Genomic DNA, 20,267 nt, shown 5'->3' on the forward strand with positions numbered 1-20,267 from the left:
GTCCTCCCTCTTGGCCACCACTGTAGGATTGCACCTTGGACGGTGTCTATCGGTTTCAATAAGCATCAAGCGGGCGTAAATCGCTCGCAGGAATAGAAGAACAGGCGACCCTTATGCGCGACGGCGGAAGAATAGCAGCGGCAATTGATGTCCTCACCGATGTCCTCAACCGGCACCAGCCGGTCAAATCGGCGGCGCGCGACTGGGGCAAGCGGGCGCGGTATGCGGGCTCGAAAGACCGGGCCTTTGTTTCGGGTCTGGTTCTGGATGCGCTGCGCAAGAAGAACTCGATCGCGCATGCGATGGGATCTGACGAGCCGCGGGCACTGGTGCTTGGCGCGCTGGCCCATGCCTGGAGCTGGGACATCATCCGTATCGATGGGGCCATAGATGAAGAGCATGCGCCGTCCAAGCTGACTCTGGAAGAGCGCGAGCGGCTTGTGCTGGCGCCTGATGTGACGGCGGCGCCGTACGTGGCGGGCGACTATCCTGACTGGATGGAGCCGATGATGGAGCGGGTCTTCGGCGAGGAGAAGGTTGTCGAGGCGCAGGCCATGGCGGTGCGCGCCGATGTCGATATCCGGGTCAATACACTGAAAGTGAGCGCGGAGAAGGCAGGCGGGCCGATGCGGTCTGCGCATGCGGTGGAATCGCCGCTGTTGAAGAATGCCTACCATATCCCTGCGCGTGACCCGTCCGAGCGCGAAACATCGCTGGAAAGCATTCCGGCCTATTCCAAAGGCTGGGTCGAGGTGCAGGATGCGGGCTCCCAGATCGCGGCGGCGGCCTCGAATGCCAAGCCGGGCGACCAGGTGCTGGACTATTGCGCCGGCGGCGGCGGCAAGACGCTGGCCATGGCCGCGATGATGGGCGGCAAGGGGCAGATCCATGCCTATGACATCGATGGGCGACGGCTCTCTGCGCTGATCCCGCGGCTGAAACGCTCTGGCGCGCATAATGTGCAGCTGGCGCATCCAAGCGAGCCCGACGCCGTCGAAGCGCTGAAAGGCCTGATGGATATCGTCTTCGTCGACGCGCCATGCACCGGCACGGGCACGTGGCGGCGCCGGCCGGATGCGAAGTGGCGCCTGAAAGACAAGCAGCTGGCAAAGCGGATGGAAGAGCAGACCGAGATCCTGGAGGCGGCGAGCGCGTTCGTGAAGCCGGGCGGGCGTCTGGTCTATGCGACGTGTTCCTTCCTGATCGAGGAAGACGAGGACCGGGTCGCTGATTTCCTGTCGCGCAATGGCGAGTTTACGCAGATGAATGCCGCCGATCAGGTGATTGCATCGGGCTTGTTGACCGAAGAAGGCGAGGCGGCCGTGGCAGCCGGCTGCAAGGGGGGCACATCGGTGCGGCTGACCCCGCGCAGTGCCGGGACTGACGGGTTCTTCTTTGCGGTGATGCAGAGGGCCGCCTGATGGCGCAAAATCCGGAATCAGTGTGAGCTTGATCTTATGCTGACACCGCTGCCTGAAACTCTGCATCTTCGCGCCACCAATCGCCAGTATCTTGTGCTGGCGAGCGCGAGCGCGCTTTTCGCCGGGATGCTGACGGCGATGCGCTGGACCGGGAACGGCCCGACCGACGATATCAGCGTCTGGCTGACCGTCTTCTTTTCGATGACGACGCTGGTTGGCGTGTCGGCGGCGCTGTTCAAACATGCCTGGCTGACGCTGGACAAGGACGGCTTTGAATCCAGCGAGTTCAAGTCGCTGGGCAAGATTGGCTGGTCGGAAGTCACCGAGTTCAGCCTTCATCATACAGGCAGCAAGGGGATGCCAGCCTCGCGTCAGGTGGCGTTCAAGCTGACCGATCAGAAGCGCAAGGCGCTGCCGCGGATGGCTGGCGTGTTGATGTTCGGGCGAGTGCGGCTGACGGAGCCGTACAAGGTGAGGGGCGCGCGGCTGGTGACGTTGATGAACCAGTTTCGCGACCGGGCCCGGGAGACGAACAAGGCAGCATAATGGTCTGGCTTATCGTTCTTGCTTTCCCGGTTTTCTTCGGGGCGATGTGGGCCGGTATTGTCAGCTTCCTATCTTGGGCAAGCGGCTGGCGAACGCTGGCGCGGGTCTATGCGTGCGAGATACCAGAGAGTTTTGACGGCAAGCGGCTGGTACTGGTGACGCTGGGCAGGGGGCGCTTTCCGCGGGTGCATTATCGCGGCATGCTGTGGGCGGAGTTTGGCACGGATACGCTGTGGCTGAAGCCACATGTCCTGTTTCGCTGGGCGCATCCGCCGCTGGCTATTCCGCGCAGTGTCGCCATCGTCGAGGAGAGACGGGGCCTGCTTCGCCGCTTTATCAGCCTGCACACCAAAGCCGATGAGATGATCAGTTTCCATATGCATCCGCGTCAGTTTGGCTGGCCGGAAGACATCGAGGCGCCGGCGTCCGGAGACTAGCGATGCGGTAGGGCCCGGTTATGCGCCGGCGGGCGCCGCCCAGAGCCTGTCGACCTGATGGTCTGTCAGGGGCGTCGCAAGGTGAATGCCGGCATAGGTATCGTTCATCCAGACGATCTGTCCCTTGTGCCAATCCTCGTCGATCTTGAGCGATATCGGGCGCCGTCTCCTGATCAACCCATCATGTTTAATGCGGACACCGGAAACGTTGAAGTCAACAATGGTCAGCTGCCTTACCTGTTGGTCGAGACGCACGCTCACGGACTGATAACATATGCGGCGTTCTGCCCGGTCTTTCCAGCGCTTTACCTTGCGCCGGCCCCATAGCGCGAGGCCTGTCAGAAAGACGAGCGCAACCAAGATGTGAATTTTGTACTTGGACAGATCTCTGAGGGCCTCGGGCGTGTCCCTGCCTACGGCGGCCCGGTAGGGGACGCCAGCGTCGCCGGGGCGCATCCACCGGCTCGATACTCTGGTATTTGGGCTATTGAGATGAACCGGTTGACCCGTGGACCTGACTGGCAATGCTGAAGAATCCGTCTGCGGCACGGCAAATTCAGAGGCCGCGACATTGCAGGCCAATTCCGCCTGGAGCCGGGTGATTTCCTCACGCGCCAGTCTTGGAACACCGGCGCGGAACGTCTGGAGCGCGGTATCCTTCTCGCCAGCATAGAAACGTTCCATTGCGAGATTGAGCTGCCCGACGAAGACGAACAGCGCAGTCTGATGCACATCCATCTCATCGGCGCTGAGATCGGCATAAAGGTCGAGAACCGCAATTTCGTCGAGAGTCTCGCCGAGTGTCTCTACACTGGCGAGTTGTGCCTTGCGGCTGGTTTCGATTTCAATTTCCTGGATAGTCCCGACCGACTGAAGGAGCGGGTTCAGTGAGCTGCAAGCGTCGTCGGCGCTAGCCGCAGACCCGGCTGCCATCGAAAGCAGCACGGCATATGACGCACGCACGAGTTTCACGCCATCAGAACGACCGACTGCCTGCAAGGTTCCGTAGCGGAATGCTTTAAATTCTACCCCGTTTCTCTGAACCCGCAGCGTTCAACCTGCTCGATGGTGTGCGTCAGTTGGCCGGGCTACCCCCTAGCTTGAAAAGGTCACTGACGAGCTGTCGCTGGCGCTCCGAAAGGGCCGGATGCCAGATCTCGAAAATCAGAACGTAACGCGGGTTCTCGCTTCTGTTCCAAGCCTCGTGCTCGATCGTATCGTCAAAGATAAAGACCTCGCTGTCCCGCCATTCGCGCGTCTCATTACCAACCCTGAAACCGCAATCGCCTGGAAGGATGACCGGAAGGTGGCAGATGAGGCGCGTGTTGAACTGGCCATGATGCGGCGGGATCGAAGCCCCGGGCTCCAGCCGCGAGAAGAGTATGGATGGGGCAGGGGCCGGGTTTACAGCGTCGCCTATGGCTTCGACAGCGGCCCAAGTCTTCGGGCAACGGGCAATGTTTTCCTCAATGCGGGTGCCTTGCTTGATGAGGTAGAAGGCGCTCCAGTCCGGATTGTCGAGGAGGGGGTGAGAGACGCTGGCGCCCTCACGTCCGGCCCTTTCGACGTAAGGCGTGAAGCCTGCAGCCTCCGCCGCCTGCTTATTCAGCAGGGCCTCAAGCTCATCGCGTATGTCGGCCGTGCTGGCGGCAAGTTGGCCGGTCCAGGCGAAGTCTTTTGGCGGATAGAATTGCCGATTGGGCAGGCCTGGATAGAAGTAGCGGGTCGGCCGGGAGGGATAGTGAATGGCGCGTCCCGACAGAATATCGAGGGACTGGCGGAAGAGGTCGTCATCAGGCGCGCTGCCAACTTCATGGTCTGCGGCGAACTTGTCGAGCGTCTCGGCGGTCTCATTCCGAGCCGGCGATGCCTCGCTGTCAGATACGCCAAGAACTGTCTCCGCGGCCCGCACCAGCTGAATAATTTCAGGATTACGCATAAGCTCGGGCGTCACAGCGTCGAGGCCTTGCCTGAAGGAGGCTTCAGCTTCCTTGGCGCGGCCTGCGCCAACAAGTGCCTGTCCATGATGCAGGCGGGCGCGAACGCTGCCCGGATCGATTTCCAGCGCTTTTTCCAGCGCCGCTATACGCCCGGCCATGTCGCCCTGAAGGGATTTCGCAAAGGAGAGGGTCACCCAGACATCGGGGCCAGGCCAGCCGAGCTCTATGGCGCGTCGGAACGCAGCCTCTGCGCCCCGTCCGTCCTTCTGCCGCAGTGCCTGCATCCCCTTGGCGGACTGGTCTCTTGCTTCTGTCATATCTTACGCATCCTTACCGGCACCGAGGCCCTTCCAGCCCCCGGCATTAATGGTTAGGAGGCTGCATGGCCAGTTTACCCGATTCCGTTGCGGACAAGCACGAACATGTCCTGATTGTCGACTTTGGCTCTCAGGTCACACAATTGATCGCAAGGCGCCTGCGCGAAAGCGGCGTCTATTGCGAGATCCACCCCTTCAACAAGGTGGATGAGGCGTTCCTCGACGACTTCGACCCGAAGGCGATCATCCTGTCGGGCGGGCCGTCCAGTGTCACGTGGGACGACAGCCCGCGCGCCGATCAGGCGGTTTTCGAGCGCGGCGTGCCGGTGCTCGGCATCTGCTATGGCCAGCAGGTTATGATGGAGCAGCTTGGCGGCAAGGTTGAAAGCGGCACCAGCCGGGAGTTCGGGCGCGCCTTCATTGAGAAGGTGACGGATAGCGAGTTGCTGGAAGGTCTGTTTGCTGGCGGGGATGGCAAGGAAGAAGTCTGGATGAGCCATGGCGACCATGTCGCCGAGCTGGCGCCGGGTTTTGGCATTATCGCAAAATCGCCGGGTGCACCGCTCGCCATCATCGCTGATCTCAACCGGCGCTTCTATGCCACGCAATTCCATCCGGAAGTCGTCCATACGGTGCATGGCCGAGAAATGCTGCGCAACTTTACCCACAAGATTGCGGGCCTCTCTGGCGACTGGACGATGGCCGCTTACCGCGATGAAGCGATCGAAAAAATCCGCCGACAGGTCGGCAAGGGCAAGGTGATCTGCGGGCTGTCGGGCGGGGTCGATTCGTCGGTCGCGGCCGTGCTAATCCATGAGGCGATCGGCGATCAGCTGACCTGCGTCTACGTTGACCATGGCCTGATGCGCCTGAATGAAAGCGAAGAGGTCGTCGGGCTTTTCCGTGACCATTACAATATTCCGCTGGTCCATGTGGACGCGAGCAAGACCTTCCTCGGCGCGCTTGAAGGGATCAGTGACCCAGAGAAGAAGCGCAAGACAATTGGCGGGCTCTTCATCGACGTCTTCGAGGAAGAAGCAAAGAAGATTGGCGGGGCTGATTTTCTGGCGCAGGGCACGCTTTATCCGGACGTGATCGAAAGCGTCTCGGCAACAGGCGGGCCCTCGGTGACGATCAAGTCTCACCACAATGTCGGCGGCCTGCCTGAGCGCATGAACATGAAGCTGGTCGAGCCGCTGCGTGAGCTCTTCAAGGATGAGGTGCGCGCGCTTGGCCGTGAGCTTGGCCTGCCGCAGAGCTTTATCGGGCGCCATCCCTTTCCGGGGCCGGGTCTTGCGATCCGCATCCCGGGTGAGATCACCCGCGAGAAGGCCGACACGCTGCGCAAGGCAGATGCGATCTATATTGAGGAGATCAAGGCTGCCGGGCTCTATGATGAGATCTGGCAGGCTTTCTCTGTGCTGCTGCCGGTGAACACGGTCGGTGTCATGGGCGATGAGCGCACCTATGAGGCCGTGCTGGCATTGCGGGCCGTGACTTCAACCGATGGCATGACGGCCGACTATTACCCCTACGACCACGCCTTCCTCGGCCGTGTCGCAACGCGCATCATCAATGAAGTGAAGGGCGTCAACCGCGTCGTCTATGATGTGACCAGCAAGCCGCCAGGTACGATTGAGTGGGAATAGAAGCTTTCCCAGGCCTCTGATCCTGCGCAACGTCTTGACCGGGACACCCGCTTCGTGAGGGAGTTGCCAGAGCAGCATTCAGGGAGCCGCTCATGCCATCTTCGCCGAGAAGTGATCCACCAGATGCCTTCCGGGGCCTTGTCGAAAAAGCTGCCGGCAAGCCGATGCGGACGGCGGTGGTCCACCCGGTCGACCGTCTGTCGCTGAGCGGGGCTATAGAGGCGCGCGATGCCGGGCTGATCGAGCCGGTTCTGGTGGGGCCCGAGGACAAGATAAGGGCTGCGGCAGACGAGGCCGGAATGGATCTCTCCGGCGTTGAGATCATCGCCCGGGAACACAGCCATGATGCCGCTCAGAGCGCAGCGAAGCTCGCCGGGGAAGGCGAAGTCGAAGCGTTGATGAAGGGTGCCCTTCACACAAATGAGCTGATGCAGGCGATCATCGACCGGTCTGCGGGGCTGCGTACGGAACGCAGAATGAGCCATGTCTTTGTCCTTGAGACGCCAGCCTATCCTAAGCCGCTTCTGATGACGGACGGGGCGATCAATATTGCGCCGGACCTCAAGACCAAACGCGACATCGTGCAGAACGCCATCGATCTGGCGCACGCTTTGGGAATTCCCGAGCCGCTGGTGGCGATCCTGTCGGCCACCGAAGAAGTGGATAGCAACATCGTGTCCACGATTGATGCCGCTGCCCTCTGCAAGATGGCCGACAGGCGGCAAATTACCGGCGGCGTGCTGGATGGGCCGCTGGCCTTTGATCTTGCCGTTTCGGCAGAGGCGGTCGCGACCAAGCGGTTCGTGTCGCCCGTTGCGGGCCGCGCCGATATCCTCGTCGTGCCGTCGCTTGAAGCGGGCAACATGATTGCAAAGCAGCTCGACTATCTGGCGGGCGCGGCGGCGGCAGGCGTTGTGCTCGGCGCCAAAGTCCCGGTGATCCTGACCAGCCGGGCCGATAGCGCCGTGGAGCGGGTCGGCTCCTGCGCGCTGGCAAAGCTTTATGGGCGCTGGCTGGAGGTTTCGCATTGAGCCGGGAGGCGATCCTGACCGTGAATACCGGCTCGTCCAGCATCAAGCTGGCCGCCTATGAGGTTGAAGGCGACAGGGCTGGCAGGCGCGTGCTCAAGGCAACCCTCTCAGGTCTGCCGGACGGGCGCGACTTTTCGGCGTCGATCGATGATCGCGCGGTGGAACACTTGCCCAAGTCTCTCCAGGCCGCAGGGGACGAAAAGGGCGACCTGGTTGCTGCACTAGCAGGATGGGCCTCGGAGGCGCTCGGGGACAGGGACATTCGCGGCGTCGGTCACCGGGTCGTTCATGGCGGGCGGGACTTTACCGGCCCGGTTCGTGCGGGCGCGGAGGTGGTGGAGCAGCTTCGCAAATTAAGTGTCCTGGCGCCGTCTCACCAGGAAGAAAATCTTGCCGGTGTGGCGGGCATTGAGAAGCTCTGGCCGGACATGCCGCAGAGCCTCTCCTTCGATACGGCCTTTCATAGAACGCAGCCGCGCGTGGCAGAGCTTTATGCGATCCCGCGCGAGCTCTCTGATGAGGGACTTCTGCGGTTCGGGTTTCACGGTCTGTCCTATGCGCATATTGCAGACGTGCTGGAAGAGAGCCTGGCACCCGAAGACTGTGGACGGGTCGTGGTTGCACACCTTGGCAGCGGGGCAAGCCTCTGTGCCATGCGGAACGGCCAGAGCGCCGCGACCAGTATGGGGCTGACCGCGCTCGATGGTGTGCCGATGGCAACGCGGTCTGGAAGTGTCGATCCCGGCCTGGTGCTGCATCTCATCAAGGATCGCGGGATGAGCGCGCACGAGGTGTCCGAGTTGCTCTACAAGCGGTCGGGACTGCTCGGCCTGTCCGGCATCAGCGGCGACGTGCGCCAGTTGCTGGCGAGCGATGACCCGGCAGCGCGAGAGGCACTGGATGTCTACGCCTACCGGATTGCGCGGGAGATATCCTCACTGGCCGGGGCGGTGCAGGGTCTGGATGTGCTGGTATTTACCGGCGGCGTTGGAGAAAACTCCTGGCAGGTGCGTGAACGCATCTGCGGGCGACTTGGCTGGTTGGGCGTTTCACTGGATGGCACGGCGAACCGGGAGGGTCGCCGGGTCGCGCATAAAGGCGGTGCAACGGTGAAGACGCTGGTCATACCGGCAGATGAGGAAGCGGTGATCGCGCGCGAGGCGCTCTCAGTCCTCAGCCTGGACGGGCGCGATCAGTCTTCGCCGCGATAGGGCGGCGCCTTGGGGTTCCGGCGGGGCTCCGCCTTCAGCCGGTCCCAGCTCTCGCGTTCGACGTCCTGTTCGATATCGTCGTCTTTGGGCGCGGTGCCTGGTGGAAATTCGCCTGAGCTGCGGAGCGCTTTCTTGCGTTCGATCTGCTCGTTGGTGTCTGGCGTGGTGCGCGGCTTGGCTTTTTCGTCGAGCGTATGCTCGCGGGTGTCGGTGCGTTTCTCGGTCATGTGTTTTGCCTTCCTGGCGAGCGCCGGGGTTCGAATATTCCTATCTCGATATAACCCACTTTCAGGCCACTGCGTTCCCGAGTGCAGAGGTCGACGTGCTGGCTGTGGCCACGGTCCCCGTCTCATCCTGCATAATCTAAGAGGATGACTTGCTCTCGGTTAAGTTCTTTGACGGTTGGGCGGGATCTGCCGCTTTTGCTTGCAAGATACCGGGAACGAATGTGGCGCGCGCGCCATTCTTAGGGAAGAGCAATCCACTCAAAAGGACTTCCCATGGCCAACGAAAAAGATCTTCCGATCGACGGATCGGGCGCAACGCACCAGACGACAGCGGATGGATATGAAGCCCTGACGACGCAGCAGGGCGTGACGGTTTCCGACGATCAGAACCATCTCAAGGCCGGAGAGCGCGGCCCGATGCTGATGGATGACTTCCACTTCCGCGAAAAGATCTTCCACTTCGATCATGAGCGCATTCCAGAACGTGTCGTTCACGCGCGTGGGTTTGCAGCGCATGGGTTTTTCGAGTGTCTTGAAGACCTTTCAGATCTCACCCGCGCCGCAATATTCAAGAAAGGCGAGAAAACGCCGACCTTTACTCGCTTCTCTACGGTTGCCGGGAACAAGGGCTCCCCGGATGTCGCGCGCGATGTGCGCGGCTTCGCGACAAAATTCTACACCAAGGAAGGCAACTGGGACCTGGTTGGCAACAATATCCCCGTCTTCTTCATCCAGGACGCAATCAAGTTCCCCGACCTGATCCACGCCGCCAAGCCGGCGCCCGACCGCGGCTTCCCGCAGGCTCAAACGGCGCACGACAATTTCTGGGACTTCATCTCCCTGTCGCCGGAATCGATGAACATGGTGATGTGGATCATGTCCGACCGGACGATCCCCCGCTCCTTCCGCTTCATGGAAGGCTTTGGCGTACACACGTTCCGGCTGATCAATGCCGAGGGCAAGTCGACCTTCGTGAAATTCCACTGGAAGCCCAAACAGGGCCTTCAGTCTGTGGTCTGGAATGAGGCGCTGAAGATCAACGGTGCTGACCCGGATTTCCACCGCCGCGATTTGTGGGATGCGATCCAGACGGGTGACTATCCTGAGTGGGAACTTGGCTTGCAGGTTTTCGATGAGGAATTCGCCGAGAAGTTTGACTTTGACGTGCTCGACGCGACGAAGATCATTCCGGAAGAGGATGTGCCGGTCCGGATTGTCGGGCGGCTGGTGCTCGACAAGGTGGTCGACAATTTCTTCGCCGAGACAGAGCAGGTCGCCTTCTGCACGAACAATGTCGTGCCGGGAATTGGCTTCTCGAATGATCCGCTTCTGCAGGGGCGTAATTTCTCCTACCTCGACACGCAGGTGAAGCGCCTCGGCGGCCCGAATTTTACCCACATTCCAATCAATGCGCCGCAATGCCCGATGCGCAATTTCCAGCAGGACGGCCACATGGCGATGCACAATCCAAAGGGGCGTGCAAACTATGAACCGAACAGCTGGGGCACCGAAGAAGGGGGCCCGCGTGAGGATCCAGCGAATGGCTACCGCCACTATCCCGAGGAAGTAAGCGGTCAAAAGGTTGCCACGAGATCGGAAACCTTTGCCGACCATTACAGCCAGGCACGCCAGTTCTATCTTAGCCAGACGGATATTGAGCAGACCCACATCGCCAATGCACTGACCTTCGAGCTGTCAAAATGCCAGGAAATGCGCGTTCGAAAGCGGATGCTGTCTCACCTTCGCAATATCCATGAAGACCTGGCGGAGGCTGTGGCAGAGGGACTTGGGCTCGAGCTGCCAGAACCTGCGAAGGCGGCGCGCGAGACAAAGACCGATCTGAAAGTGTCCGATGCCCTCAGCATCATCAAGAATGGTCCAAAGAACTTCAAAGGCCGCAAGCTGGGCATCCTCGTCGCGGATGGCAGCGATGCCGGCACGGTGAAGGCTTTGCAGGATGCGATGGAAGAGGCTGGCGCACTGACTGTGGTCGTTGCGCCCAAGGTAGGCGGCGCCAAGCTAAGCGATGGGAGCCATATCGAGGCTGGCGAGAAGATCGATGGCGGGCCGTCCATACTCTATGACGCCGTCGCGCTGGTTCTGTCCGAAGAGGGCGCGAACACGCTTGCTGATCTCCCGCCCGCACGTGATTTCGTCACTGACGCGATGGCGCACGGCAAGTTCATCGGCCTGACTGAAGGAGCAGAACCACTGCTCAAGGAAGCAGGCGTCATGGGCAAACTCGACGATGGCTGCTTCCGGCTCGACGACGGCGGCATGGACGGGTTCCTGAAGGCGCTGCCCAAGCTCCGCAAGTGGGATCGCGACGCGTAAAGCGCCCGTCACTTCGTGAAAAGATCAATCCCGGCCTCTCAAGGGGCCGGGATTTTTCATGCGGGCGATATAACGGGGCCTGCCAGCCAGCAGATCCAGCCGGAGAGGGCGATCCAGGGGCCGAAGGCGATGGGTGTGTCGGTGGTGAATTGCCGCCGCATCAGGCCAGCATAGACCAGCACCGCCAGGAGACCGCTTGCGGCGGCGATCAGGAAAAGGAGCGGCAGGCCTTGCCAGGCGAGCCAGAGGCCGAGGGCGCCAGCAAGCTTGGCGTCGCCGCGGCCAAGGGCGTCGATGCCGCGGACATGACGGTAGAAAAGCTCAAGACCGAGAAGTACGAGATAACCTGCGGCACCGCCGATGAGGTGATCCAGCCAGTCGGCGCGGGCGTGCTGCCAAACCATGAGGCCGCCGAGGGCTGCGAGAACCACATTCAATGGGTCCGGCAGGATGAAGGTGCGCCAGTCGATAATTGCGAGCGTTACTAGGACCGCGCCCATAGCGAGCGTCAGGATGAGCATGCCGGGCGGCGCGCACAGCCATGCCGAGACGGCGACGGCGAGGGCCAACAGGGCGTAGAGGAGAAGGATGGCGGCGCGCATGTTCCGTCAGCCCCTATCCGTTTTCGCCGCATGTGGCGAGCGCGCGGGGGGAGGACGTCTATCTAACCCGCCGCGACGTCATAATGGCCGGGGCCGATAACTGCCTCTAGATAACCCGTAAGAACAAGCGGCAGGAGAGGAGGCGCAAAGATGAGCGTACCAGACAAGATGAGAGCGCTTCAGGTCGAGGAGCTGGGCGAGAAGTATAAGGGCGTCCACCTCCGAGAGATTGACGTGCCCGCGCCTGCAAAGGGCGAAATCCTGCTGCGCATCCGGGCAGGGAGCCTGGGGTTCCCGGACCTTCTGATGACGCAGGGCGGCTATCAGCACAAACCGTCGCTGCCGTTTATTCCGGGCGGGGATGTGGCGGGCGAGGTCGCGGCGCTGGGCGAGGGCGTGAGCGGCTTTTCGGTCGGAGACCGCGTGGTGACGAGCCGTCTTGGCGGCGCGTTTGCCGAATATAATACCTACAGCGCCGAGAAAGTGCGGAAGATACCGGATCACCTTGATTTCGCGGCGGCGGCCTCTGTCGGGTCAGCCTATCTGACGGCGTATGTGTCACTTGTGCGGCGGGCCGAGATACAGCCGGGCGAATGGCTGCTGGTGCATGGCGCGGCAGGCGGTGTTGGCCTCGCCGCCGTGGACCTTGGCAAGCATCTCGGCGCAAAGGTCATCGCGGCGGCCTCGCGGGACGACAAGCTGAAGATAATCGAGGACAAATATGCGCCCGATGCCGTCATCAATTATTCGGGCGGGTTTCGCGAGGAGGTGAAGGAGATCACCGGCGGCGGCGCGGACGTTATCTATGACCCTGTCGGCGGCGATGTCTTTGATGAGAGCGTGCGCTGCATTGCGTTCAATGGCCGGCTTCTGGTCGTTGGATTTGCGTCCGGACGTATCCCGGAGGTCAAGGTGAACATGCCGCTGATCAAGGGGTTCTCGGTCGTCGGTGTCCGGGCAGGCGAGTATGGCCGCCAGTTCCCGGAAAAGGGGCGCGAGAATATGGAAGCGGTCTGGAAGCTGATCGAGGAGAAGTCCGTCACACCGCATGCCCACGGTGTCTATGCGCTGGATGACTGGCGGACGGCGTTTGCCGAAATGGAAGAGCGCCGCGTTGTCGGGCGGGTGATCATCGATCCATCGCTGTAACGTCGTGGCTGTAGATCCAGTCGAGGCGTGAACGGACCACGCCGGGCAGGAGCTGACCTGCGATCCACATGGGCCCATAGGTCGCCGCCTGCTCGGCGGGCGAGCGCTTGTGAAAGGTCTTCATATTGGCGCGCGAGGCTGCCTGAATGCGCGCGGTGCGCGGCTTGCGCGTGGCTTCATAGCGGGCGAGGGCATCGGGCACCGGCGCGTTGCCGCCAAGCTGCTCGGCCAGCAAGTAGGCGTCTTCGATGGACTGGGCGGCGCCCTGAGCCTGAAAGGGCAACATGGGGTGACAGGCATCGCCAAGCAGGGTGACGGGGCTGTCGCTCCATGTGCCGAGCGGCTCCCGGTCAAAGAGGGCCCAGCGATAATGTGTGTCAGCCTTGTCGATGAGGTCGGTGAGTGTGCTGTCCCATCCCCTGAAGTCGTTGAGCGCTTCTTCCTTGGTGCCTTGCTCTGTCCAGCTTTCGCCGCGCCAGTCATGGCGTTCGACAATGCCGACGAAATTGGCGAGCGTGCCGCCTCTCAGTCTGTAGGTGACAGCGTGGCGGCCGGGGCCAGCCCAGACGCAGGCGGTTGGCGGAGGCGGCACGGTCAGCCGGTCTATCGGCACGGTGAGGCGCCAGGCGAGATTGCCGGTGAAGCGGGCGGGGATATCCCCCAGCATCTGTTTGCGGATGGTCGAATGAAGACCATCAGCGCCAATCAGGACGTCGCCTTCGGTGGTGAGCTTCCCTTCCAGGATGAGTTCCGCGCGGCCGCTGTCGGCTTTGTAGCCGGTGGCCTGTGCGCCGAGATGGACCGTTATCTGCGGGCTGGCTTCCACCGCTGCGGCCAGGAGATCGATGAGGTCAGCGCGGTGGATGTGGACGTAGGGCGCGCCCCAGGCCGGCGATGGGTGCTGGTTGACGGGGACGGAAAAGACGCGGCGGTCCGAGCGGCCGAGCCGAAGCTCCAGCGCTTGGGGGGCAAAGCCGCGCTCTGCGACCCGGTCTGCGAGGCCAAGCACGGCAAAGACCTTCATGGCGTTCGGGCTGAGCTGCAGGCCAGCGCCGACCTCGGTCAGGCTGGTGGCTACCTCGAACAGGTCGACCGTCCAGCCTTGCCGGGCGAGACATAGCGCGGAGGTGAGGCCGCCTATGCCGCCGCCAGCGATAAGGGCATGACGTTTTTTACTGGTCATCCTGTCAGTCATGGCTTTGCTCGCGGCATTGGGCAAGCGCCGGTGCGGAGGCCGATTGCCGCGTTCGACATCTGCTTGCTGGTCAACTGGTTTGGCGTCATGATGACGACAACAGGGGAGGCGGATATGATCTATCTGGTTGCGGGGCTGGTTATATTCTTCGGGTTGCATGTCTATTCGGCAGTGCGCACGCGTGCGCCAGCGACGCGGATCGAGGCGCGCATGGGGGCGGGGCCGTTCAAGGGCCTTTATAGCCTGGTTGCGATCGCCGGTTTCGTTCTCATCGTCTGGGGATATGGCGCGGCGCGGCCATCGGCGATTATCTGGCAGCCGCCGGTCTGGACCGCGCACCTCAATATCCTCCTGCAACTGATAGCGATGCCAATCCTCGTCGCGGCCTATCTGCCGGCTGGTCACATCAAGAAGACGCTGAAGCATCCCATGCTGGTAGCCGTGAAGATCTGGGCGATCGGGCATCTGCTGGCGAATGGTGAGCTCAATTCGATTCTGCTGTTTGGCAGTTTCCTCGCCTATGCCGTGTTCGACCGGATCATGGTCAAGAAGCGCGGTGAAACCGGCCTGCCGCACAATGTGAAGACGGCGCTTTCCAGCGACATGATTGCGCTTCTCATCGGCCTTGTGATCTGGGGCGCGATGATTTTCGGCCTGCATGCGCTGCTCTTTGGTCGGCCTGTCATCGCTGGCATGGGCGGAGCTTAGGCGCGTCTCTCTTCGACTGCATTACGGTTTCGTGCTTGGCGCTGCTGGCCCGGCTCTGTTAGGAGACGCGCCAGAACTCTCAGCATGGAGGATGCGCGCCCGTGTCCGCACAATCTCAAGTCAGACGCAAAACCGTCCGCGATATCATTGCCGCCAAGACCGGTGAGCCGCTGGTCTGCCTGACCGCCTATGATGCACCGACAGCGGCCATCATGGACCCGTATTGCGACCTTATCCTGGTCGGCGACAGCGTCGGCATGGTGGTGCATGGTCTGAGCTCGACGGTCGGCGTGACGATGGAGATGATGATCCTGCACGGGCAAGCGGTCATGCGCGGTTCAGAGCGCGCCTTCGTGGTCGTCGATATGCCGTTTGGTTCCTACGAAACGAGCGCTGACCAGGCTTTTCTCAATGCCTCGCGCATCATGAAGGAAACGGGCTGCCAGGCCGTGAAGATCGAGAGCGGGACGTATGCCGCCGATCAGATCCAGCATCTTGTCGAGCGCGGCGTGCCGGTGATGGGCCATGTCGGGCTTCGGCCACAGGCGATCAATGTGGTCGGCGGTTTCAAGGCGCAGGGGCGCGATGATGTCGAGCGCGAGCGTGTCATGGCCGAGGCGAAAGCTGCAGAGGATGCCGGCGCTTTTGCTATCGTTATTGAGGGTGTTGCAGAGGACCTTGCCGACGAAATTACCAAGGGGCTTTCCATCCCAACAATCGGTATCGGCGCGTCGGCCACTTGCGATGGCCAGATCCTTGTGACGCCCGACATGCTCGGTGTCTTCGACTGGACGCCGAAATTCGTGCGCCGCTATGGCAATCTGCAATCGGAGATTGCCAAATCGGTTGAAGCCTATGCCCGCGATGTGCGTGCACGCAGCTTTCCGGGCGAGGCGGAAACCTACAAGCTGACTAAACCGGGTACGGGCAAGCTGTCCAAACCGGGGCCCAAACAGTGATCGCGCGTTGCCGGGGGCAGGCGGCGCGGTTAGGGTGCGCGCTGAATTGATGCCCTTTATTCAGTGGAGTAGGCCAATTGGCTGATATCTTTGAGGAAGTTGAGGAAGGCCTCCGTCAGGAACGGGCCGCCCGACTCTGGAAGAAATACGGCGTTTTCGCCTATATCGCCGCAGCTTTGCTGATTGGCGGCGTAGCCCTGAACGAGTATATGCAGAGCCAGCGCGCGCAAACGCTCGAGGAGCAATCGGTTGCCTTCGAAAGCGCCGACAGTGCTCTCAGCGCCGGAACCTTTGACTTAGCCGCGGACGAGTTTGACACGCTGGCGCGTTCCGACACCGAGATTTCTCCACTGGCGGCAAATTTTCTGGCGCAGACTCGTCTGACGGGGAATGCCGACACGGAAGCGGCGATTACGGCGCTGGAGATGGCGGCAAATGCAGACACACCGATTGGCAAGTTGTCGCTTATGAAGGCGGCTTATCTGAAATCGGAGACTGCAAGCCGCGCAGAGCTTGAGACCTATCTCGGCTCGCTGCTGGACGAGGAAAGTCAGTTCGGCGCTCTGGCGCTTGAGCTTGTCGCTGCTAAGGCCGCCCAGGAAGGCGACACCGAATATGCGCGCCAGGTGTTCAATGAGCTGCGCTTTCTGGCGAACGTGCCTGATGGTGTGACGCAACGGTCTGTACGCGCATTGGCGGCGCTGCCAGCTGCGCCAGCAACCGATGCAGCCGCTGGGGACGCGCCGTCTGAAGATGGCGCCGCGACGGCTGACGAGATGACCGGCGAATCGGCCCAGACTGAAGAGATTCCGGACTCCGGCGCGGCCGGGTCCAGCGATGGAGACCAGCCAGAATGATCAAAAACCCCGTTCGTGTCGTTGTTTTTGGCGGGCTCATCCTGAGCCTGTCAGCCTGTTCCTATGTGCAGGGTCTGCGCGCTGAAGAGCAGCGCCTGACCGCTGAAGAGCGCGAGGGACGTATTGAAATGGTCCTCGGCGATGAATCGATCGAGGCCGACCCCGATCTGGCAACACAGACAATTCCCCTGCCGCCGGCACGCGCGCTGGCAAGCTGGCCTGAGGCTGGCTCGCGTCCGACAAAATCTGCCGGGCATGTGGCGGCCGCCTCAGCGCTTGAGATTGCTTGGTCGGTCAATGCCGGGAAGGGCACCAATCGCAATGGCGCGCTGACCACTCCGCCTGTGGCGAGCGAAACGGCAATCTTTGTTGTCGATGCGGACCAGACCGTGCGCGCTTTCGGTCTTTCGAATGGTGGCCGTATCTGGCAGCGCGAGCTTAAATCCGGCAATAGCCGTGACAAGCGCGGCATTGGCGCAGGCCTTGCCTATTCGGCAGGCCGCTTGATCGTTGCCAGCGGCTATGGCTTTGTCAGCGCACTTGATGCCGAAACGGGCAGCGAAATCTGGCGCCGTGACATGGAAGCGCCGATGACGGGTGCGCCGACCATCTCTGACGGGCGTATCTTTGTCTCTTCGAATAATAATGAGATCTACGCGCTGGACCTGAATGATGGACGGGTCCTCTGGTCCGATCAGGCGATCGCAGAATCGGCGCGCGTTCTTGGTTCCTCCAGCCCGGCTGCGGTCGAGGACATTGTGATCGCGCCTTACTCATCCGGTGAGATCATTGCGTATCTGGCCGCCAATGGCCGCCGCCTCTGGACCGAGGCATTGTCGCGCCCGGGCCGTTTCACGCCGATCTCCTCGATCAATGATATTGCCTCGCGTCCAATCGTCGGCAGCGGCCTTGTCTATGCGGCGAACCAGTCAGGTGTGATGGCGGCCATCGATGGGCGCACCGGCGACCGGGTCTGGGTACAGCCGATCGGGTCGACATCTGCGCCAACACTGATCGGTCAGTACATCTTCGTGTCAGGCACTGACGGCAAAGTCGCCGCGATCAATGCCGGCAGCGGACAGGTTTACTGGGTGAACCAGCTTCGCGAGTTCGAGCGTCAGGAAAAGCAGCGTGGGCGTATCGCCTATGCTGGGCCTCTGATGGCATCGAACCGGCTGCTCGTGGCCTCATCGCGCGGCTCGGTCATCGCGCTTTCCCCGCAAACCGGCGAACGCGTCGGTTCGGTTGAGCTGAATGACCCGATCTACCTCGAGCCGATTTCGGTTGGCGACAAGGTCTTCATCCTGACAGACGATGCGCGGCTGGTCGCCATCCGCTAGGATATTGCCAGCAGGGTCCCTGAACCATCAGGGCCAAGCTTCACGAAAGGACGGCGCATGCCGTTGAAAATCGCCATCGTCGGACGCCCGAATGTGGGTAAGTCGACGCTGTTCAACCGGCTTGCCGGAAAACAACTCGCGCTGGTCGATGACCAGCCGGGCGTGACGCGTGACCGCAAGGAAGCGCCGGGCAGGCTTGCCGATTTGCCGCTGATCCTGATCGACACGGCCGGGTTCGAGGATGTCACCGACGACTCGCTTGAATCTCGTATGCGCCAGCAGACTGAAATCGCGATCCGTGAGGCAGAGCTTGCGCTTTTCCTGATCGATGCGCGCGATGGCGTCACGCCGATGGATGAGCGTTTCGCAGATGTGCTGCGCCGCGCTGACCTGCCGATTGTGCTGGCCGCCAACAAGGCCGAAGGCAATCAGGGCGATATTGGCATGGCGGAAGCCTGGTCGCTGGGCCTTGGCGAGCCTGTCGGGCTGTCGGGTGCGCATGGCGAGGGCATGGGTGACCTATATGGTGCGATCCGTGTCGCGCTTGGCGAGGAAGCTTTCGAAGCAGCCTTCACAGAGGATGACGCGGCAGAGGGCGAGGGCTTCAATGATGAAGTGCTCGACCTGATGGCAGAGATCGATGTCGACAACCCTAACCTGACAGAAGACGAGCTGACGGCGGCGCTGGAAGCGGCAGGTATCGATGACGCCGCCGAGGCCGAGGCACAGCTGGCCGCGCGCGAGGAAGCGCGCAAGAAGCCGATCCGGCTGGCCATTGTCGGGCGTCCGAATGCGGGCAAGTCCACGTTGATCAACCAGATGCTGGGCGAGCAGCGTCTTCTGACCGGGCCTGAAGCCGGGATCACCCGCGACTCCATCTCTGTCGACTGGATGTATGAGGGCCGGAAGGTAAAGCTGGTCGATACAGCAGGGCTTCGCCGCAAATCACGCGTTCAGGAGAAGCTGGAGCGGATGTCGACGGGCGAGACGGTCCGTACACTCAAGTTTGCCGATGTTATTGCGCTGGTCATGGACGCTGATGAAGCGTTCGAGAAACAGGATCTGCAGATCGCTGACCTTGCAGTCCGCGAAGGCAGGGGTCTGGTCTTCGTCATCTCCAAATGGGATCTTGTGGACAATCACGCGCAGAAAATGCGCGAGCTGTCGGAAATGGCGAAAGTGCTGTTGCCGAATGCGCGCGGTGCGCCGGTTGTCACGCTGTCAGGCCTGACGGGCAAACGCGTTGAGCGGTTCATGCCCGCGGTTGCCAAGGTCTATGATGACTGGTCGGCGCGGGTCAAAACCGGCGACCTTAACCGCTGGCTTCGCTATACGATCGAGCGTCATCCGCCGCCATCAATCAATGGCAAGCGGATCAAGCCACGCTACATGGCGCAGATGAAGGCGCGTCCGCCGACCTTTGTGCTGATCGCCTCGCGCGGTGAGCAGATGCCGGAGCAGTATAAGCGCTTTCTGGTGAATGGGATCCGTGAGGCGTTTGACCTGCCTGGCGTCCCGATCCGTCTGTTCGTGCGTCAGGGGGCGAACCCCTATGCCGAGAAGTACAAGCCGCAAAACCAGAAGAAGACGAGCGGCCGCGGCAAGGGCAAGACCAGAAGCATCAACAAGCGCAGCTAGGTCCGGTCAGCTTTTGAAGCTGATCCGCTGGGCTGTCCGCGTTTCGCTTTCCTCCAGCAGGGGCGTGAGTTTCTTGACGACCTCTTCCGGCGTTGGAAGCGTCATCGGGTCTTCGCTTGGCATGGCTTCGGCGCGCATTCCGGTGCGCGTGGCGCCGGGGTCGAAGAGATTGACCCGTAGCGCCATCTTCTCATTCTCATCGGCCCAGGCCATGACCAAACCTTCAAGTCCCGCCTTGGAGGCCTGATAAGGGCCCCAGAATGCACGTGGACGTGGCACGACCCCCGAGGACACGAAGACCGCTCGCGGGCTCTCAGAGCGCTGCAGGAGGGGATGCATGGCGCGGATGAGGCGCCAATTGGCGGTGAGGTTCACTTCGATCGTTTCTTCGAAGCTGCGCGGGCCTACCGCCTGAAGCGGACCGATCGTGCCGAGCACGCCTGCATTCCCAAGCAGACCGTCGATCCGGCCGAATTTGGTAGCCAGCGCCTGGCCCACGGTTTCGAAGGCTGTCTTGTCCTTCAGATCCATCGGGATGAGGCTCGCCGAGCCGCCTGCGGACCTGATCTCGTCATCCAGCTTTTCCAGCGCGAGCTTTGAGCGCGCTGTTGCGACGATATGATGACCACGGCCCGCCAGCTCGAGCGCGGCAGCCTTGCCGATCCCGCGCGAGGCGCCGGTGATGAGGGTAATGCGCTTGTCCATG

The 20,267-nt window shown here is 61.6% G+C and carries 19 protein-coding genes; 13 read left to right on the plus strand and 6 right to left on the minus strand.

The features are described 5' to 3' along the window. The first annotated feature begins 113 nt into the window (after positions 1–113). The 3 genes from F550_RS0102355 to F550_RS0102365 are packed head-to-tail and all read left to right on the plus strand — an operon-like array spanning position 114 to position 2,404. Positions 114–1,421 carry an RsmB/NOP family class I SAM-dependent RNA methyltransferase gene (locus F550_RS0102355; RefSeq protein ID WP_018146920.1) on the plus strand — a complete coding sequence of 436 codons (1,308 nt, stop codon included), beginning with the start codon at positions 114–116 and terminating at the stop codon, positions 1,419–1,421. A gap of 36 nt (positions 1,422–1,457) precedes the next feature. Further along, positions 1,458–1,967 carry a hypothetical protein gene (locus F550_RS0102360; RefSeq protein ID WP_018146921.1) on the plus strand — a complete coding sequence of 170 codons (510 nt, stop codon included), beginning with the start codon at positions 1,458–1,460 and terminating at the stop codon, positions 1,965–1,967. Beyond that, a complete protein-coding gene (locus F550_RS0102365) occupies positions 1,967–2,404 on the plus strand; it encodes a hypothetical protein (protein WP_018146922.1) in 438 nt (145 codons plus the stop codon). The genes F550_RS0102360 and F550_RS0102365 overlap by 1 nt, the downstream gene beginning before the upstream one ends. Before the next feature lie 18 nt (positions 2,405–2,422). Here F550_RS0102365 and F550_RS0102370 read toward each other — a convergent pair whose 3' ends face one another. Beyond that, positions 2,423–3,367 carry a hypothetical protein gene (locus F550_RS0102370; protein WP_156807799.1) on the minus strand — a complete coding sequence of 315 codons (945 nt, stop codon included), beginning with the start codon at positions 3,365–3,367 and terminating at the stop codon, positions 2,423–2,425. 112 nt (positions 3,368–3,479) lie between these two features. Then, positions 3,480–4,661, minus strand: coding sequence for an aspartyl/asparaginyl beta-hydroxylase domain-containing protein (locus F550_RS18320; RefSeq protein WP_018146924.1), 1,182 nt, complete (start codon positions 4,659–4,661; stop codon positions 3,480–3,482). Positions 4,662–4,726: 65 nt separating this feature from the next. On the opposite strand from F550_RS18320, the gene guaA reads away from it, so the two are divergent. The 3 genes from guaA (at position 4,727) to F550_RS0102390 (ending at position 8,552) form a co-directional block, all read left to right on the plus strand. Next, positions 4,727–6,310: a glutamine-hydrolyzing GMP synthase gene (gene guaA, locus F550_RS0102380; RefSeq protein WP_018146925.1), complete on the plus strand. Its 1,584-nt coding sequence runs from the start codon at positions 4,727–4,729 to the stop codon at positions 6,308–6,310. Between the two features lie 92 nt (positions 6,311–6,402). Next, entirely contained in the window at positions 6,403–7,341 is a 939-nt protein-coding gene (locus F550_RS0102385; protein WP_018146926.1) for a bifunctional enoyl-CoA hydratase/phosphate acetyltransferase, read from the plus strand. Continuing rightward, positions 7,338–8,552 (plus strand): acetate/propionate family kinase, encoded by a 1,215-nt coding sequence (locus F550_RS0102390; RefSeq protein ID WP_018146927.1) that lies wholly within the window; start codon positions 7,338–7,340, stop codon positions 8,550–8,552. The genes F550_RS0102385 and F550_RS0102390 overlap by 4 nt, the downstream gene beginning before the upstream one ends. Here the strand turns inward: F550_RS0102390 and F550_RS0102395 are convergent. Then, positions 8,534–8,779: a hypothetical protein gene (locus F550_RS0102395; protein ID WP_018146928.1), complete on the minus strand. Its 246-nt coding sequence runs from the start codon at positions 8,777–8,779 to the stop codon at positions 8,534–8,536. The genes F550_RS0102390 and F550_RS0102395 overlap by 19 nt on opposite strands. Positions 8,780–9,052: 273 nt before the next feature. On the opposite strand from F550_RS0102395, the gene F550_RS0102400 reads away from it, so the two are divergent. Beyond that, positions 9,053–11,113, plus strand: coding sequence for a catalase (locus F550_RS0102400; protein WP_018146929.1), 2,061 nt, complete (start codon positions 9,053–9,055; stop codon positions 11,111–11,113). 56 nt (positions 11,114–11,169) lie between these two features. Here the strand turns inward: F550_RS0102400 and F550_RS16615 are convergent, their stop codons facing one another. Further along, a complete protein-coding gene (locus F550_RS16615; RefSeq protein ID WP_018146930.1) occupies positions 11,170–11,715 on the minus strand; it encodes a prepilin peptidase in 546 nt (181 codons plus the stop codon). 150 nt (positions 11,716–11,865) lie between these two features. Between F550_RS16615 and F550_RS0102410 the strand changes: the two genes are divergently transcribed. Then, positions 11,866–12,864: an NADPH:quinone oxidoreductase family protein gene (locus F550_RS0102410; RefSeq protein WP_018146931.1), complete on the plus strand. Its 999-nt coding sequence runs from the start codon at positions 11,866–11,868 to the stop codon at positions 12,862–12,864. Here F550_RS0102410 and F550_RS0102415 read toward each other — a convergent pair. After that, positions 12,845–14,047, minus strand: coding sequence for an FAD-dependent monooxygenase (locus tag F550_RS0102415; protein ID WP_018146932.1), 1,203 nt, complete (start codon positions 14,045–14,047; stop codon positions 12,845–12,847). The two genes, F550_RS0102410 and F550_RS0102415, sit on opposite strands and share 20 nt — an antisense overlap. On the opposite strand from F550_RS0102415, the gene F550_RS0102420 reads away from it, so the two are divergent. The 5 genes from F550_RS0102420 to der all read left to right on the plus strand — a co-directional run bounded on the left by F550_RS0102420 (position 14,027) and on the right by der (position 19,561). Further along, positions 14,027–14,767: an NnrU family protein gene (locus tag F550_RS0102420; RefSeq protein WP_018146933.1), complete on the plus strand. Its 741-nt coding sequence runs from the start codon at positions 14,027–14,029 to the stop codon at positions 14,765–14,767. The genes F550_RS0102415 and F550_RS0102420 overlap by 21 nt on opposite strands. A 101-nt stretch (positions 14,768–14,868) precedes the next feature. Beyond that, entirely contained in the window at positions 14,869–15,726 is an 858-nt protein-coding gene (panB, locus tag F550_RS0102425) for a 3-methyl-2-oxobutanoate hydroxymethyltransferase (RefSeq protein ID WP_018146934.1), read from the plus strand. Between the two features lie 77 nt (positions 15,727–15,803). Continuing rightward, positions 15,804–16,583 (plus strand): hypothetical protein, encoded by a 780-nt coding sequence (locus F550_RS16620; protein ID WP_018146935.1) that lies wholly within the window; start codon positions 15,804–15,806, stop codon positions 16,581–16,583. Beyond that, positions 16,580–17,923, plus strand: coding sequence for an outer membrane protein assembly factor BamB family protein (locus F550_RS0102435; RefSeq protein WP_018146936.1), 1,344 nt, complete (start codon positions 16,580–16,582; stop codon positions 17,921–17,923). Before F550_RS16620 ends, F550_RS0102435 begins: the two co-directional genes overlap by 4 nt. 57 nt (positions 17,924–17,980) lie before the next feature. Next, positions 17,981–19,561 (plus strand): ribosome biogenesis GTPase Der, encoded by a 1,581-nt coding sequence (der, locus tag F550_RS16625; protein ID WP_018146937.1) that lies wholly within the window; start codon positions 17,981–17,983, stop codon positions 19,559–19,561. Between the two features lie 6 nt (positions 19,562–19,567). Here der and F550_RS0102445 read toward each other — a convergent pair whose 3' ends face one another. Beyond that, positions 19,568–20,266 carry an SDR family NAD(P)-dependent oxidoreductase gene (locus F550_RS0102445; RefSeq protein WP_018146938.1) on the minus strand — a complete coding sequence of 233 codons (699 nt, stop codon included), beginning with the start codon at positions 20,264–20,266 and terminating at the stop codon, positions 19,568–19,570. Position 20,267 lies beyond the last annotated feature (1 nt).

This window comes from Henriciella marina DSM 19595 (genome assembly GCF_000376805.1).
Classification (GTDB): domain Bacteria; phylum Pseudomonadota; class Alphaproteobacteria; order Caulobacterales; family Hyphomonadaceae; genus Henriciella; species Henriciella marina.